Raw genomic sequence first — 17,136 nt, 5'->3', positions numbered from 1 at the left:
GGTTTGTGCGCAGCTATTGTGGGCTTAGTGTGCTAAATGGCAGATTACGTCGAACCCTCTCACATTCGTCAAATTCTGAAAACCTCAGCCATTGAAAATGAAAACCCTTGGTATACCTGCTGCAATCCCTTTTATGGTCGTTAACAACGAGATACCTAAGGCAATAATATTGGGGTCCGATTGAAAAAACGGCTGTATGCCTGCGCGCTGATATCAAATCAAGTTGAGATGAAATTTTGCCTGGAATTAAAGGGCCAGTACTGTGAGGACAAATTAAAAAAAATTAATTGCATCTGGCATTTTACGACGATTCTTTGATCAAGATCAAAGTAAGACATTAACTACTAGACCCGTCCAGATTTTGGATCATCTAAATATTTTTAACTTCGGAACGTTTATGACTATCAGGAAACGGCTCATCTTCACGCTGGGCGTCGCGCTTTTCGCTTTGATTGTAGTGGGGGGCTTCGGTCTTTGGCGGCTCAGTCAGGCGCAGCAGCGTTTCGAATATGTTCAGGTGAATATTATCCCGAGCGTCAAAGAGATCAATGCTGCGAAGGATAACGTCAGTAGCCTGCGCCGACTGGCTTACATATACTTGGTGAGTGCTGATAAGACCACCCGTGCCTCGACGGAGCAGGAATTTGCCAAGATGGATAAGAGTGTCGATCAGCACCTTGCGACCTACGAACGGGACGACATCTCTGATGACACTGACCGGAAACTCCTGCAGGCAGACAAGGCAGCGTTCGCGACCTACCTGCTATTACGGACAAGCTTCTTCGACAATATGCGGGCGGGCGACACGGATGATGCCAAGTCGATGATTGCGAATGGTGGCGTGCTGAGCAATGCATCCAATGCCCTCAAGACGGCCTTCGATAGTCATAACGATTACAACGAAAAACTCAGCCATGATCTGCGCGAAGCGAACGATGCAGCCAGCTCAAACGCTTTCTGGCTGATGGTTTCGTTCATTGTGATTGCGGTGGTCCTGAGCGCAGGCTTGGGCGTTCTGCTGCTACGCACGTTGATGCGTGCGTTGGGGGCCGAGCCCGATGTGTTGAGAGAGGTCACGCAGCGCGTTGCCAGCGGCGACTTGAGTCCTGTGCCGGGCGCGCATCAAGCACCTGCGGGCAGTGTGCTGGCGTCCATGGGCGAGATGCAAGGAAGTCTGGTCAAGCTGATCGGTCAGGTTCGCAGCGCTGCCGAGAGCATTGCAAGCGGGTCGAGCCAGATCGCGGCAGGCAACGTGGATCTGTCTTCGCGCACCGAAGAACAAGCGGCGGCACTGGAAGAAACGGCAGCCAGCATGGAAGAACTCACTTCGGCTGTGAAGCAGAATTCCGAAAGCGCGCAACAGGCCAGCGGGCTGGCAGCTACTGCATCAAGCGTGGCTCAGAAAGGCAATGCGGTCGTCAGCCAGGTAGTCGCTACGATGGCAGACATCAATCAAAGCTCAACCAAGATTGGGGATATAACTGGGATTATTGAAGGGATCGCGTTCCAAACCAACATTTTGGCGTTGAACGCGGCAGTTGAAGCAGCACGCGCCGGTGAACAGGGACGGGGGTTCGCTGTCGTAGCCAGCGAAGTGCGTAATCTGGCACAACGCTCATCGAGTGCCGCCAAGGACATCAAGGACTTGATTGCGACGTCGGGACAAAAGGTCCGGGATGGCTCGGTGCTGGCCGAGGACGCCGGCAAAACGATGGCCGAAGTGACTCAAGCAGTCGCGCGCGTAACCGACATCATGCAAGAGATCGCAGCGGCCTCCGGGGAACAAAGTCGCGGGATCGAGCAGGTCAATCAGGCCATTACGCAGATGGACGAAGTGACGCAACAAAACGCGGCGCTCGTGGAAGAAGCAGCGGCCGCTTCGCAATCCCTGGAAGATCAGGGTCGGCAATTAAACGAATCGATTTCCTTCTTTCGTCTTGATGGAGCGGCGTCGCACGGGCACGCCTTGAGCGCACCGGTACGCACCACGCTTGCCAAGCGTCCAAGCCCGTCGAGCCTCAAGCGCAGCTCGATCGCGACCAAGCGGCCCACCGCACCTGCTAGCCTCGCCCCTACTAGGCAAGCCGCGCCTGAGACGGCCGCGTGGGAAACGTTTTGAACCTGGCTAACAATGCATACACGGAGGACCCGATCATGGAAGCGATTCAAGAGAGCGTCAGCGCCGCAACGGCGTCGGCAGTGTCCTCCGCGCAAGCGGGGGAACAGCCCCAGGTGGCTGCGTCCCACACGGCTGGCGAGTTCCTGATTTTTAATCTGGGGGCCGAGGAGTACGGCATCGAGATCCTGCACGTTCAGGAGATTCGCTCGTATGACCCCCGACCAGCATCGCAAACGCCCCTGCTTTTATCAAAGGGGTGATCAATCTACGGGGCGTTATCACCCCGATCCTGGATCTGAGGATCAAATTTAATCTCAAGTCGGTGAAATACGATGAGCTTACCGTCGTCATTGTGGTGAATGTCGGCAAGCGTGTCGTCGGCGTCGTGGTGGATTCAGTCAGCGACGTACTCGCTTTGGATAGCGGGCAGATTAGCCCCGTTCCGGAACTCAGCGCCGCAGCCGATGTTGGCTTCATCACGGGTATCGGTTCGGCGCCTGGCGTCGGTCATGAACGGATGCTTATTCTCGTCGATATCGACAACTTGATTTCTTCGGCAGATGTTGGCTTGCCCGAGATGGAATTGCATTGAGCGTATAGGTTTGGACTGGCTTGGGGACGAAGCGTCCCCAAGCATCTTCGCGACAGCCCAGAGGAACGCGTAGGGCCGTCTTGCCGGTTGACGTTCCCATCACAGCCTGATGGCCCAGCTTTCTACCGAGAAGACGCCAGGCTCCGAGTTTAAGCCGCCGCGTCACATAGTGCGCTTAAGGTTCCCGGACTTGTCAGCGTGAAGGGTGTTCGCCCGTGGCACTGGCGATATGCGATGTGTACTGCGTGGAACGGATATGGAAAATGATGTGTTTGTGGCCCGTCAGCCGATATTGGATCGGCGCGGTGCGGTCGTCGCGCAGGAGCTTCTCTTTCGCGATTGCCGGAGCGGCGTGGCGGGTATTCACGACGGCTTCGCATGCACCACGATGGTGGTGAAACGCGTCTTAGGGGTCGTTGGAATCGAGTCGGTGCTCGGCGACGTGGAAGGCTTTCTGAATTGTACCGACGAGTTCCTGTTTTCTGACCTGATCAACCTGCTGCCCGCTTCCCGGTTTGTCCTGGAAGTGTTGGAGGATACGGAACTGACGCCCGAATTAGGCGCGCGATGCGATGCGCTGCGTCAGGTCGGCTTCCGCATCGCTCTAGACGACGTCCGCGAGATCACGCCAGCTTTGAGCGAGTTCCTGACCCACGTTGACATCGTCAAGCTCGACTGGCCGTACATTGCAATGGGCGAGGTCGCGGCCATGGTCGTTCAGCTCAAGCGCGCCGGGAAACTGGTGCTCGCAGAAAAGGTGGAGCAACGCACCGAACACGAAGCTGCCATGCGCGCCGGGTGCGATCTGTTTCAGGGTTTTTATTTTGCCAAGCCGCAATTGTTGGCTGTGAAAAGATCCCATTTATCTTTCGGATCGGTACTTCGTGTGCTTCAGTTGCTGACGGACGAAGCGAGTGACGCTGACTTGGAGCAAGCGCTGAAAAATGCGCCAACGCTCGTTGTCCAGTTACTTCGCTTGGCCAATAGCAGCACTCGGCCTCAGGCGCGCGGGACACCCATCACCTCGATCAGGCAGGCACTTTCCGTCGTCGGCAGCCGGCAGTTGATGCGGTGGTGCTGTCTCCTCTTGTACGGAAGCGCAACTAGCCTATCCTCGGAGATCGATCCGCTCGTGCGACTCGTTGAGCGGCGAGCGGGCTTCATGGAATTGGCGGCCCAGGAATTGACGCCTGCAGATGACCGCTTTCGGCAAGCGGCCTATCTGTCGGGCATGCTTTCGTTAGCGCACGTTTCGCAGGGTGTCGATGTAAAGGCCTTCGTCACGGACTTGCCTGTGGGCGCGACGATTCAGACGGCGATCATCGATCATCACGGAAAATTGGGGAACTTGCTTTCGATTGCTGAGCACCTTGAGGCGGGGCGTTACGACACTGCGCTAGAGCAAAGCCACGCGCTTGGTGCTGCGTTTGCGGCGAAGCTTCCTGTGCTGATGTCGTGACTGCTGGACACGAGTCTCATCCACCGGATTGGCTCGACCGTGATCGTCGGGTCAGGGCAAATATGATCCTCGTCGATATCGAGGTGCTGGTCGGTTTCGCGGACATTGGCGTTGCCGAACACCGCGAATTTATAAGTGTGTGCCGTCACATGGATTGGACTTAAAGTAGGCAATCAAAAGGATGACTGTAACCGAGACGAGAAGTACTGCGATGCATACCTGCGAGCTTGACTGGAGCAAGGCCAGGCGCTGGCGCCACGCTGTTCCGCCAGCGCGCCGATGCCTTGATACTGTACTCGGGTGCGACCGAGACGCTGAGGGACGCGGCTCTTAACGTACAGCGGCGGGCGCAGTTCCGCGATCCCTAGATTCTGGGGACGTGCAATGGAACGGGAAACCGGTTTCAGCCATGGTCGTGAATCGCTGCGTGCCGGATCACGTCGCCAAGATGAGTACATGCCATCGGGATTCTTCCCATGGAGAGAATTTGCAATATGCCGTTAAAGGCATTACGGGCGCTCTTCTGACGTGCGCATTTCGCTAACCCGGCTTTGGGGCCTCAAAGAATGATTTTTCATATTGCTTACTCGTCGTCCCGACGCGCGATCGACCTGGTGCCATGGTCGATTGTCGATTTCGGTGCGCGCGCGGAACCATGATGACTGCGCCTACTCTGCATTTTCGCAGTGCCAAACCAGCGGTTGTCGATACGACGGGCGCGCCTTCCAACGCCTTCGAACACACCCTGCTGCGTGCGCTTGCCGAGAACGTACCGCATCGCATCTATGCGAAGGATTTGGAGGGCCGGTTCACCTTCGCCAACGGGGCAGTGGCACGGGGCATGGGCGTGTCGAACCCCGACGAGTTGCTTGGAAAGACGGATTTCGATTTCTATCCGCTCGGACTGGCGAGCGTCTACTACCAACAGGAACAAGAAGTTTTAAGACACGGGCGCCCGCTCCTTAACTCCGAAGAGCACGCCAGATACCTCTTGCTCGACGAAGAAGCCTGGCTGATTACGACCAAGGTAGCAGTGCGCGACGACGCCGGCCGGATCGTCGGGCTTGTGGGCATCAACTACGAGGTCACTACGCAAAAGGCCGCCGAAGTGGCGCTGCAAGCTGCTCACGCGCAGGCGGCGGAGGCGGCAATCCGCCTGCAGGCCACCGTTGCACGGCTGGATCTCGAAATAAAAGAGCGGCAACGCTTCGAACAGGAGCTGCGCCGCCAAGCGATGCACGATACGCTCACCGGTCTGCCAAACCGGGCGCTGTTAATGGACCGGATTGAACAGGCGATCACGCTCGCGCAGCGCTGCGATCACTCGCTCACGCTGCTGTTCCTCGATCTCGACCGGTTCAAGCTCGTCAACGATAGCCTCGGCCACGCTGCCGGCGACGAACTGCTACGGGTCGTGACGCGGCGGATCCGCCGCTTGGTGCGCTCAGGCGACACGTTCGCTCGCCTTGGTGGCGACGAATTTGTCCTGTTGCTGCGCACTCCCATGTCTGCCAACGCGCTCGCAGACTTGACCATCCGTCTCTCACGAGTTGTCGCCAAGCCGGTGCGAGTCGCTGACCACGAGGTGTCCGTCACATGCAGTCTGGGCTACAGCGTCTATCCGCAGGACGGGGAGGATGCGACGACCTTGCTTAAGCGTGCCGACGCCGCGATGTACGGCGCCAAAGAAGACGGTGGAAACCGAGTGCGGCGCTACACGCCTGAGCTGACCTCGCACGCCGGCGAGCGACTGGATGTCGAAACTCAGTTAAAGCAGGCACTACACCGCGGCGAGTTCCTGTTGCACTACCAGCCGCAGATCGAGATCGCCAGTGGGCGCATTGTCGGCGTAGAGGCGTAGAGGCGTTGGTGCGCTGGCAGCATCCCACGCGCGGATTGGTGCCTCCGATGGAATTCATCCCGATTGCAGAAGAGTTGGGGCGGATCGAGCAGATCGGCGAATGGGTGCTGCGCACGGCTTGCGCCCAGGCGGCTGCGTGGCAGCGCAGCGGATTGCCGGCTCTGCGCATGGCTATCAACGTATCGGCGCGCCAGTTCCATAATCCCGCGCTGGAATCGGTCGTTGCGCAGGTGCTCGCCGAGCACGGGATCGCCGCCGAGCAGCTGGAACTGGAGATCACGGAGAGTCTGTCGATGAAGAACCCGGAAGAGAGCATTCGCATCCTCGCTAGCTTCAAAGCGCTTGGCATCAGCATTGCGATCGACGACTTCGGCACCGGCTACTCCAACCTGGCGTACCTGTGCCAATTCCCTGTGCGTCGCATCAAGCTAGACCGTGCGTTCGTTTGCGCGCTCGGCTCACAATCGAGCAGCCACGTTATCGTCGAGGCAATTGTCGCGATGGCCCACAAACTGGATTTATTGGTCGTCGCTGAGGGAGTCGAGACCGCCGAGCAGCGCGACCAACTGCTGCGCTACGGCTGCGACGAGCTGCAGGGCTACTGGTTTTCGCGACCAGTCGACGCCGATACGTTCGGGGCTCTCCTGCAAAAGCAAACTTGGATTGGGACGTGTTAATACATGGCTGCACCCCGGTTCCTACCCGTTGCTGAATGAAACTTCATAAAAAACGGTGGTCGGGAACTGACTGCGGATTAACGATAATTGATCCAGATCAACGAACGGAGCAATTAAGGTAGCGTTCTATTGCGCTGTTTAATTTTTATCCAGTAATTATAATTCGGATACGAATATGACGGTTTTCGCGCAATTGAAGTGCATTTTCTTCCAAATTTGAGATCACACACGCCGTGCTAATAAGGCCGAATTCCAATCGCCCCTATAGGTCGCTATTTGTACAAAGTTAATTTATAAAATTTATTTAAGTAACGTTTTATCTGGCCGTTAAACAACTTAGTGCGCAAGCGTAGCGACTCTCGGCTAAATCGAGCAGTGTTGAATCCCAACCACGAGTCACCAAACGTTGTGACAACGGAAACAAATACAAATGACTCTCCACAACTTTACGGTTCGCGCGAAACTTGCGTGGGCATTCGGTATCCTGACGCTGCTGGTCATGATTGTCTCCGGGATCTCGTTGAAATCGTTAAGCAGCGCTGATGACCGATTTTCAAGCTATGTCAATGGCTTTGAAGCTCGGGTTAAAATGGCTGAAAGCGTTCGAACAGCCATTGATCGCCGAACTATAGCGGCTCGCAATCTGGTACTCGTGACCGGGGACGCAGACCTAGAAGTAGAAAAGGCTGCGGTTATGAAGGCCGACGAGGACGTGAAATCTCGCTTGCAAAAATTCGACGAACTGGTCGCAACAAATCCCGATGTTCCCTAAAAAGTGCGGACTCTCGCCGCAGCGATTGATCATGTTAAAAGCGCATATTGGTCCCGTGGCGCGAGACATCGTGAGACTTGCCCTTGACCACAAGCATGACGAAGCAATCATCAAAATGAACAATGAGTGCCGCCCCCTTCTTGTGGCGCTGGTGAAAGCCACGGAGGATTATCAAGATTACGCACGTACTCGGACAGCACAAAAAATTGAAGAATCAACGGATGACTACAACAGTCAGGAGAAATCTGCTGTTGGGTATCTGCGTCAGTGCATTGCTGCTCGGCACAACTATCGCCTTTCTTATCACACGGTCTATTGTTTCGCCTATTCGACAGGCAGTACTGATTGCACAGGCCATTGCAAAAGGTGATTTAACGACCCAAATTACCGCCACTGGAAAAGACGAAACGAGTCAATTGCTTGTCGCGCTTCGTGAGATGAATGACGGCCTCGCAGAGGTTGTGGGCCGGGTGCGAAGCAGTAGCGAAAGCGTTGCGACCGGGTCGGCCGAGATTGCAGCAGGCAACATCGATCTCAGCCAGCGTACCGAAGAACAAGCTGCCTCGCTTGAGGAAACTGCGGCGAGCATGGAAGAGCTGACGGCTACCGTTAAGCAAAACGCCGAAAATGCCGCCCAGGGAAACCGGCTTGCACTGAGCGCTTCGGATGTCGCCACGCGCGGCGGAGAGGTTGTAGGTCGAGTGGTTCACACGATGCGCGAAATTACGACCAGTTCCGAGAAGGTCGCCGAGATCATCGCAGTCATTGAGGGCATTGCCTTCCAAACGAATATTCTTGCGTTAAACGCAGCAGTCGAAGCCGCAAGAGCCGGAGAACAAGGCCGGGGCTTTGCTGTCGTAGCAGGTGAAGTTCGTACGCTCGCACAACGAAGCGCTTCGGCTGCAAAAGAAATTAAAGACCTTATTGGGCAGTCGGTCGAACGCGTCAAATTTGGGTCAGCTCTTGTCGATGAAGCGGCCACCACAATCAATGAAGTCGTCGTCTCGGTCAAGCGCGTGACGGACCTCATGGGTGAGATTACTGCGGCATCAAGCGAACAACACACAGGTATTGAACAAGTCAACCAGGCCGTGATGCAAATGGACGAAGTCACTCAGCAAAACGCCGCACTCGTGGAAGAAGCGTCTGCGGCGGCTCAATCGATGGCTGCGCAGTCCTCGACGCTAAAAGAGTTGGTTTCCACCTTCAGGCTGCATCAATCGCTCGGAGAGCCAGTACTGGAGATGGCGAATGAAAGCATACAGGTTCGCCGTCCTAAGTCATCGAAAAACGGCCTCACTTCGGGAAAGAAGATCCTGGCACAGCCATTGGTTGGCAAAGCCGACGCAAATTGGCAAGCTTTCTAACACCGAATGAATTGGTGCATGTGCGAAGTCCTGTTTTCGCCGCGCGCGGGCGGAGAGTTTCTGATTTTTAACCTAGTAGGGGCCGGGGAGTACGGTATCAAGATCCTGCGCGTTCAGAAGATTCGCTCGTATGCCCCCCCGACCAGCATCGCAAACGCCCCTGCTTTCATTAAATGGGTGATCAATCTACGAGGCGTTATTACCCCGATCCAGGATCTGTGGATCAAATTTAATCTCAAGTGAGTGAGATATGACGAACTTACCGTCGTCATTGTTGTGAATGCTGGTAGCGTGTCGTTAGCGTTGTTGTTGGATTCGGTCAGCGACGTACTGGCGCTGGATCGAGCCCAGATCCGCCCCGTTCCAGAACTCAGCGCCGCAGCCAAAGTTGGCTTCATCACGAGTATAGGTTCGGCACCCGGCGACGGTCATGAAAGGATGCTCATTCTCGTCGATATCGAACTTGATATCCTCCGCGGAGGTTGGCTTGCCCGCGATGGAATTGCATTGAACCTATAGGTCTGAATTCGTTTGGGGACGAAGCGTCCCCAAACATCTTCGCGACAGCCGAAGGGATACAGACGACGCAGTCAATCCCGGCTTAACAACGCTGCATCAACGGCCGCAAGCGCGCCTCCATGCTCAAAAAAATCTCTGTGTCGTCTCTGCGCGCCGGAATGTTTATGCAAGCGCTGGATGGTAGCTGGCTTGGTCACCCGTTCTGGAAACGATGCTTCCTGCTGCGCGATGACGACATCAGAAAAATCGTCGCGAGCGGCATCAAGTCGGTCGTGATCGATACGGACAAAGGGTTGGATGACGATACGCTGACAAGCGTCACTGGTCGTTTGTCCCCCGGACCAGATTTAGGCACGGAACAACCGGGTGAGTCGGCTCCTGCTGCTGCACTTGGTATTACTCGAGCGCTTGCGCCTTGGAAGTCGGTCGCGGGTGAAATCGAACATGCAAAGCGTCTGTTCGTCTCGGCTAGCGCCCAAATGAAGTTGGTCTTTCGACAGACTCGCATGGGCAAGGCGGTGTTGACTACGGTGATAATGCCCTTGGTTGAAGCGATCAGCGCTTCGGTCATTCGCAATCCGCATGCGCTCACAAGCGTCGCGCAGCTCAAGCAGCATGACCTATACTTATATGCATTCGGTCGCAGTCTGCGCGTTGATGACGGCTTGGCATGCAAGCTTGAACTTGATGAGCAAACTATCCGCGAGGCGGGGGCAGCCGGCCTGATGCACGACATTGGCAAGTCGCTGATGAGACTCAACGTGCTCAACAAGGCTGGAAAGGTGACCGCTGAAGAGCTTGAGATCGCTAAGACGCACCCGGAAGACGGCCGGAGGTTATTGCAGTGCGCGAATGTGAGCGCCAGTGTGCTGCAAGTGGCTTTGCACCACCATGAAAAGTTCGATGGCAGTGGTTATCCGCATAAGCTCAGGGGCGATGACATTCCATTGCTCGCCCACATGGCAACCAGCAGAAGCACTGCAAAGCATGGCATCCTGAGAAGCACATTTCGATATAACGGTTTTTACCGCTTTCGTCAAAATGTATTGGCATCTATCCCGTGGGCACGTTGGTGCGCCTCGATTCCGGGCATCTCGCTGTCGTGTTGGATCAAAACCGGGGCGCGATCTCAGCTCCCGTTGTGAAGAAGTTCTTTTCCATCAAATCTAACCAGTCTGTTATCCCTCAAGTTTCAAACCTGGAGAAAGCGCAGGGTTTGGACCGGATTGTCCGAGCAGAAGACCCGAAGGCGTGGAATTTCCCTCATCTGACCGATCCGTGGCTGAACCATTTTGTATTGTGAAAAGGTTGTGACGGATCCTTCGTGATCGCCAGGTCCATGTAGTTCGCACAAACTTGTTGGCCAGCGCACAGGCACACACTTGTTTAGCGACGTCGTCGCAAAAGAGTACGACCCACACGGTAAGCGCGCTCCGCTTTGTCGATCGAGTTGCTGTATATGGACGCGAGTGAACCGGACCAAAAAACCTGCTGGATATTTTCGGCTCGCCGCTTGCTAAGAGCAGGTTGCTTTGCCGTCAATGCTGTCTTGGCGTGACAACAGTCCGATCGATGCCGCCGGTTCGGAGCTTAGAGCGGAAACCAATGGGATTAGGACCGCTTAAAGTCTAAAGCTTGGTGCTGTTCTGTCGTTAAATGTGTTACCTGGCGTCTCTATTACGGTGGGTTGCCGATCAGTCTTTCCTCATTAAGGGTTCACCATGTCTATGTCTTCTGGCCAGACCTATTTTGCAGCCATTGCGAATGAAAAGTCGGGCTGTTCAGGATGCAAGTCGGACGTTGTCGCGCCGATATCTCTTGCGTTTGCGTTTCAACCTATCGTCGACACCGCGTCGGCAGCGAACTTCGCGTGTGAAGCATTGGTCCGTGGTCCAAATGGCGAATCTGCCCATTCAGTGTTGTCGCAGATTGACGAAAGTAATCGCTACCAATTCGACCAATTGTGTCGTACGACAGCCATTGCGCAGGCGGTGGACCTTAACATGGAGTCGTTCCTATCGATCAATTTCATGCCGAACGCTGTCTATCGTCCTGAAGCCTGCATCAGAAGCACGTTCGAGGCGGCCGAAAAATATGGGTTCCCGATTGATCGAATTATCTTTGAGACAGTTGAGGGTGAAAACGTGATTAGTCGGCCGCATCTTGTGAACATCTTTAAGGCTTATAAGCGGTTTGGATTTCAGACAGCCATTGATGACTTCGGCGCGGGATATTCAGGGCTCACGCTTCTGGTAGATTTTCAACCCGACTTGATCAAGCTTGATATGGAGTTGGTTCGAGGCATCGATTCCGATTCGATTCGGCAGCACATCGTGCGGGGCGTCTTGGCAATCTGTCGTGATTTGGGGGTGAGGGTGATCGCGGAAGGCATTGAAACCCGGGAAGAGCGCGACTTTTTCGCGGCACACGGGGTAACCCTAATGCAGGGATATTTCTTCGCCAAACCCGCATTCAAGTCTATCCCCGTACTCAGCGGCGAATCATTTCAAACGTAAGGTACGGTATCTATGAAGTGGCTCTGCATCTGAGATCATCGTTCGCTTGATGCCGAGGCGTGTCTTTGGCGAGGTGTTCATAAAGCCGAGTTGGGCAGAGAAGAATCGATTCGTGACAACGTAAAAATCAAGCGTCATTCCTTTAATAGGGCTTAATTCGCCGATAAACGACCATCTTAATACAGCCGCGGGCTCATTTTTTCGACAGCTTTATTTCTAATGGCTTATGCTGGGGTAGTCGGCCGCCGGGGGAGAGTTTGTTGACATCTCAGTACGTCAGCAACAGGGAGGGCTACATTCGGGCCGCTGTTTGCAGCGCTAAATTTTTAGACTCCGGCTGCCGTAAGAGCTAAATGAAACGTTGTTTCGCGTTGGAACAGGATACGGTAAATGACCATGGAAAACGCAGTTAGCGACCAGTTCGATACGGTTTCGTTCGCAGACCTAGTGCTCGCAGGTGAGCGGGAGTCCGACAACTTTAGTTTTGGGGTGATTGGTTTTGGTTCGGATTACCTTGTTTGTCGTTACAACGCTGTCGAATCGATTGGTTCGGGTCTTAGGGCTGCTCACGTAATCGGCAAACATGTGTTCGACGAAGTGGCCATATGCATGAATAATTTTATGATCGCTCAACGATTCCTGGACGAGTCGGAGCTTGACGAGATCGTGCCTTATATCCTTACTTTACGCATGAAACCCACGCCGGTGCGGTTGAGACTGATGAAGTCTTCCCGAGCAGAGACACAATTTTTGTTGATCGAACGCAGGGCGGCAACGTGACACCATGCAAGATCGTAGACGAATCTCTCGAAGCTGAACATGAAGCGCTGCTCTCCTTCATGTATTTGTCGCCAATTGGCATTATTCGCAGCACATTGTCCGGCGAAGTAGACATGCTCAATCCTTTATCAGTCCAATTACTTATGCCGCTCGCCGGGTCTGGAGGTGTCACGAACGTTTTGAAAGCCTCAGTAACGTCGCGCCCGAGTTGCGTAATCTGGTGTCGAGCTTCAAAGCCGAGCGCGGCTCCGTGTGCGAAGGGCACCGCATTGTACTGACGCCCGCTCGGGAGCGCTCAACGGTTCTGTCATGCAACATCCTTAAGGTCAATGACCGTACCTTGATGACGACGTTGACCGATATTTCGCGGCAAGTCGAAGCCGAACGATGGGCAAGACAGAATGAATCCTGGCTCGCTGGAATTTATACCAGTGTAAATGAATTTGCGTTCTTGACCCTTGATGCATCTGGTCGGGTTGATAGTTGGAACACATCGATCGAGCAGCTTACCGGATACGCCGAAGTGGACGTGATGGGCCAGACGCTCGATCAATTCTATGCCCCTGATGACGTGGATGATTATCGCTGCCCAGAGCACATTGCTCTTACACGCGAAGAGGGATGGCACGTTCAAGAGTGCTGGTGTCAAAAAAAGAACGGCCGCCGTTATGCTGCGCAAATTCTAGTTGCCATACTCCGACAAGATGATGGCGAATTTGCCGGCTATTCGGTCGTCCTTCGCGATGTATCGGAACGAAAGATAACAAGCGACGAGCTCACCCGCCTGCTGACAACTGACTATCTCACCGGAGCTATGAATCGCGCGCATTTTTTTAAGCTCGCCGATAAGGAAGTCGAAAGGTCGAAGCGCTCGGGCAAACCGCTCTCGTTTGTGATGATCGATGCGGATCACTTCAAGAGAGTAAACGACACAGCAGGCCATCAGGCAGGCGACAAGGTCCTAACCCAAATAGTCCTCGAGGCCAGGCGATCGCTGCGATCGATCGATGTTATTGCGCGTTTGGGTGGAGAGGAGTTTTGCGTGATGCTTCCTGCGACCGCCGCGGACGGCGCGATGCTGATAGCGGAGAGAATCCGCGCGACCATCGAAGCGCTTCGCATCGAAACCGAGGCGGGTCAACTCGCGGTTACTGTGAGCCTTGGTTGTGCGTCTTTGACAAACGAAATCGCGTCCGTACAAGACGTGCTAGCAGTTGCAGACAAGGCTCTATACACGGCCAAGGAAACCGGTAGAAACCGCGTCGAAGGATAACCTGTGTGATTCGTACACATCGTTTCAACTTGCACGAAGCGGTGGACCGCGAGATCGCGACTCAATTACGGTGGGTGTTGATGTATCACGAGGGCACTGTCACGATATTAAGCTAGAACGAACAGATTTGTACAACCTAGGGAATACTAAGGTATTTGAAAAGACGGCTTAGCAGCGAATGTTCGATCATGTCCCCCATTACCCAAAAGCCTGCGCTCGTGCTGATCGCTTTTCTTGCTGGTTGGTGTTGTAACGACAGAAATGAACAAGTTTTCCACCCGATCGTGGACTGACGTAAATCGTTGCAGGTGTCGAGCTGATTCAAAACAGCGCACCACTATCTCGCGTACATGCTCTGGCTTGTGCGCGGTTTCCGCCCGGTTGTTCAATCCCTTGTGCTGCCGGTGCTCAACGTTCAGGCCTAAGTCCCGATTGCCCGCAGAGTGGCTCTTGAGCTTGTCGGTGATCAGAAAGCGCCTTTCGCGGCCGAGCTTCTTAAGTAGCTATACGGGTTGTGGCGTACCGAATGAAAATCTGTCACGTATCTTCGACCCGTTTTACACGACAAAGGCGGTAGGTAAAGGATCAGGGCTCGGATTGTCATGTCGAACGGCATCGTACAAAAGTATGATGGAACCTTAAGTGTTTGAAAGTGAAGTCGGGCGCTGCATCACTTTTCGGCTGACTCTGCCGGTCAAACGGCGGTGCCATCAGAAAACGGGATTGGTCGAGACGTGAGGCTTGGTCGCTAGGCTCAGCCTTTTGGCTTTTCGGTTTGCCGTAAATGTAAGTGAAGATGGTAGGAACACGGTAGCGCTGGACGAGATTGCAAATTGAGCTTCGTCTGCGGTGTTCGCTTGTACCATAAAGGAGCGTTGTGTCCGCAATAATCATTGAGAAGAGCTGGCCGGGCCGTTATGTCCGTCTGTACGCAGCGTACGCCGGTGTCGCCGTTACGGTCGCGTGTCCTTCAGTCATGGCCACGACGATGGTAAGTCAGATGGCAGTTTCGCTGACAATCGCCGAATCCTGTAGCGTGCGGGCACACGACTTCGAGGTGAGTGTGACTTGTCTTCACCAGAGCTGGAGCAGGATAATTTACGGCCGCCCGTTTGCGGTGGTCCACGACGCTTCCGGTACTGCGACATCGCGCGGTTCTGACGTTACCATTGAAATCGCCTTCTAACGGCGGGTTTGCACCTGCCGGTTCCTCCGAATGATGTGTTCGCGATCCGGGGGAGAGTGAACATTGCTCCTACCACCGATCTTAAAAAACCCGGCCACTTCGCACCGATGCGTGAGCCTGTCCGGTAAGATCCGCAGCAAAAGAAAAGGCGGCGTTAGTGAGCCACGTGTGAATCGAACGCGAAACGGATGGTCATTTGGCACCAATACATCCAACTTCAACGGTAAGCGGCTCGGCTGGGCCGTGTCCTCACGCGCGCGCGAGTGAGGCATGATGGTGATGGCGTGTCGGAGTCCGTGTAGATCAAGGTAGATCGTGTCCACGATCGGCGATCGTGGGCACGATCCATCCAAATCTATCCAGATCTACCCGGTTGAGAGTGTGTGCGGGGTGAGGGGTTTCAGTTTGTCAGCCACATTCCAAGGCAGCAATTCGTCGATGCGGGAGATCTTGTGATCAGCGATGTGGGTCAGGACGTATTCCAGGTAGGCACGCGGGTTGATTCCGTTGAGCTTGCACGACCCGATCAAGCTATACATCGCGGCGGCCCGCTCGCCCCCGCTGTCGGAGCCGACGAACAGATAATTTTTGCGTCCGAGCGCGACACAGCGCAAGGCGTTTTCGGCAAGCACATTGCTTATCTCGGCCCGACCGTCTTCACAGTAGAACGTGAGGGCTGCCCAGTGGTTCAGCGAGTAGTTGATTGCCTTGGCGAGCGCGGACTTCATTGACAGCGTGGTGAGTTTTGCCCTGATCGTCGTTTCGAACTTCACGAGCAATGGCTTACTCTTCTCCCGCCTCACGCGCAGACGCTCGTCCGGTTCCTTGCCGCGGATGTCGGCTTCTATGCTGTAGAGCTCGCCGATCATCTCGAGCAGCTGCTGAGTATCCGCAGTCGGCGTGCGCGCGTGAACATCGTAGATGTACCTCATCGCGTGATCCCAGCATGCCGCTTCGTGGATCTCGCCGCTCGAGTACAGTTGATCGGATCCCGAGTAAGCATTGGCCTGCACGATGCCGTGGAATGCGGCGAGCCGGGTTTGAGGGTGGACGCCTTTGCGATCCGAGGAGAAGTCGAACCATATCGCACCAGGCTCAGCCGAACCCGAGCGACGATCGTCGCGCACGTAGACACAGAAGCGGCAGGTGGGCCAGGTAGCGCGCGTCGGTCTCGTCACCACTGTGCTTGAGCCCCTCGTATTTTTTGATCGCTGTGGTGTTGGCCAGATGTACCACGTAGCCGCCCGCCTGAAGGCCGTCGACAAGCCAGTACCAGTTGTATGTGGATTCGACTACGACGCCGGCCAACTCGGCTTGCCACGGGGCAAGGAACGCCAGAATCTTTGCCAAGTCGTTCGGCAGCCGCTTTTCGGCGACCACACGGTCCATTTCGTCGATCACGCTCACCACGCTGTTGTTCGAATGCAGGTCAATGCCGCTATAGTTCATGATTGCCTCCTTCCGGTTAAAGCGGTTTGGCAAACTCACTTTAACCCCGTCGCCCATCAGGGCGGCGGCAGGGGTCCGCTAGATGATTTTCAACTCGCAACTCCGCCTCGGCTTCACTCTCTCAGCGGCGGCCGAGCCGCAGACTGAGGCCAAGATTAAGGACGATCTGTCGGACATACACGCGAGAATATTTCACGCCAAACTGGCGCTCGATCAATTGCCCGAGCGTGCCGGAGGTCCATCGGGCGCCGGGAAAGCCGTACGCTTGTGGTTCGCCTTGCAGCGCAGCCGCGATCCAATCGAACGCTTCTGGACTCAACGCCGAGGGTCGCCCCCGACCGACATGTTCTCAAGCGCGGCGAGGCCGCCAGCCGCGAATAATTCCTGATACCGCTTGGCTGTTTTAATCGATATGCCGACCTCCTCACAGACAGTTGCGATTGTCTCCCCGCGTAAGAGCATTCGGCCGGCAGCCATGCGGATCTGAACGCTGGGCAACTTGGATTTATGCGTCGGCATTCTGGTTAACAGCTAAGATTGGGTCTGGTTATCTTAAACCTGCGCCG

Annotated in this window: 10 protein-coding genes and 5 pseudogenes; 11 read left to right on the top strand and 4 right to left on the bottom strand. The window is 55.0% G+C overall.

The genetic code is table 11. The features are described 5' to 3' along the window. Nucleotides 1-397: 397 nt before the first annotated feature. The 11 genes and pseudogenes from AXG89_RS25215 to AXG89_RS25160 all read left to right on the top strand — a co-directional run bounded on the left by AXG89_RS25215 (nucleotide 398) and on the right by AXG89_RS25160 (nucleotide 13,935). Nucleotides 398-2,119, top strand: coding sequence for a methyl-accepting chemotaxis protein (locus tag AXG89_RS25215; RefSeq protein ID WP_082771617.1), 1,722 nt, complete (start codon nucleotides 398-400; stop codon nucleotides 2,117-2,119). A 35-nt stretch (nucleotides 2,120-2,154) separates the two neighbouring features. Continuing rightward, nucleotides 2,155-2,711 (top strand): annotated as a pseudogene (locus AXG89_RS25210) (chemotaxis protein CheW). A gap of 256 nt (nucleotides 2,712-2,967) precedes the next feature. Continuing rightward, entirely contained in the window at nucleotides 2,968-4,170 is a 1,203-nt protein-coding gene (locus AXG89_RS25205) for an EAL and HDOD domain-containing protein (RefSeq protein ID WP_062173615.1), read from the top strand. A gap of 655 nt (nucleotides 4,171-4,825) precedes the next feature. Then, the gene (locus AXG89_RS25200) at nucleotides 4,826-6,031 is read left to right on the top strand and encodes a sensor domain-containing protein (RefSeq protein WP_162916125.1); all 1,206 of its coding nucleotides are present in this window, start codon (nucleotides 4,826-4,828) and stop codon (nucleotides 6,029-6,031) included. 47 nt (nucleotides 6,032-6,078) lie between these two features. After that, nucleotides 6,079-6,708 carry a putative bifunctional diguanylate cyclase/phosphodiesterase gene (locus tag AXG89_RS25195; RefSeq protein WP_062173611.1) on the top strand — a complete coding sequence of 210 codons (630 nt, stop codon included), beginning with the start codon at nucleotides 6,079-6,081 and terminating at the stop codon, nucleotides 6,706-6,708. A gap of 430 nt (nucleotides 6,709-7,138) precedes the next feature. After that, a pseudogene (locus AXG89_RS44790) lies at nucleotides 7,139-8,847 on the top strand (methyl-accepting chemotaxis protein). Between the two features lie 6 nt (nucleotides 8,848-8,853). Continuing rightward, nucleotides 8,854-9,358, top strand: a pseudogene (locus AXG89_RS25180) (chemotaxis protein CheW). Between the two features lie 127 nt (nucleotides 9,359-9,485). Beyond that, nucleotides 9,486-10,511 carry an HD-GYP domain-containing protein gene (locus tag AXG89_RS25175; RefSeq protein WP_082771612.1) on the top strand — a complete coding sequence of 342 codons (1,026 nt, stop codon included), beginning with the start codon at nucleotides 9,486-9,488 and terminating at the stop codon, nucleotides 10,509-10,511. Between the two features lie 582 nt (nucleotides 10,512-11,093). Then, nucleotides 11,094-11,882 (top strand): EAL domain-containing protein, encoded by a 789-nt coding sequence (locus AXG89_RS25170; RefSeq protein ID WP_062173606.1) that lies wholly within the window; start codon nucleotides 11,094-11,096, stop codon nucleotides 11,880-11,882. Between the two features lie 390 nt (nucleotides 11,883-12,272). Further along, complete coding sequence (locus AXG89_RS25165; protein WP_069638439.1) at nucleotides 12,273-12,662, top strand: phosphonate transporter; 390 nt, start codon at nucleotides 12,273-12,275, stop codon at nucleotides 12,660-12,662. 343 nt (nucleotides 12,663-13,005) lie between these two features. Beyond that, nucleotides 13,006-13,935, top strand: a complete 930-nt coding sequence (locus AXG89_RS25160; protein WP_162916124.1) for a sensor domain-containing diguanylate cyclase — start codon at nucleotides 13,006-13,008, stop codon at nucleotides 13,933-13,935. A gap of 1,551 nt (nucleotides 13,936-15,486) precedes the next feature. Here the strand turns inward: AXG89_RS25160 and tnpC are convergent. The 4 genes and pseudogenes from tnpC to AXG89_RS44785 all read right to left on the bottom strand — a co-directional run. Continuing rightward, nucleotides 15,487-16,269 (bottom strand): annotated as a pseudogene (gene tnpC / locus AXG89_RS25145) (IS66 family transposase); the annotation flags it as partial. After that, nucleotides 16,265-16,570 (bottom strand): annotated as a pseudogene (locus AXG89_RS25140) (IS110 family transposase); the annotation flags it as partial. The pseudogenes AXG89_RS25140 and tnpC, both read right to left, overlap by 5 nt. A gap of 121 nt (nucleotides 16,571-16,691) precedes the next feature. Continuing rightward, on the bottom strand, nucleotides 16,692-16,889 hold the full coding sequence (locus tag AXG89_RS25135; protein WP_119024703.1) for a winged helix-turn-helix domain-containing protein: 198 nt from the start codon (nucleotides 16,887-16,889) through the stop codon (nucleotides 16,692-16,694). Continuing rightward, a complete protein-coding gene (locus tag AXG89_RS44785) occupies nucleotides 16,886-17,089 on the bottom strand; it encodes a helix-turn-helix domain-containing protein (protein ID WP_119024702.1) in 204 nt (67 codons plus the stop codon). Before AXG89_RS44785 ends, AXG89_RS25135 begins: the two co-directional genes overlap by 4 nt. Between the last annotated feature and the right edge of the window lie 47 nt (nucleotides 17,090-17,136).

Source organism: Burkholderia sp. PAMC 26561 (assembly GCF_001557535.2).
Lineage (GTDB): Bacteria > Pseudomonadota > Gammaproteobacteria > Burkholderiales > Burkholderiaceae > Caballeronia.
The sequence above is the reverse complement of the archived record's forward strand: the minus strand, read 5'-3'. Positions and strand labels throughout refer to the sequence as shown.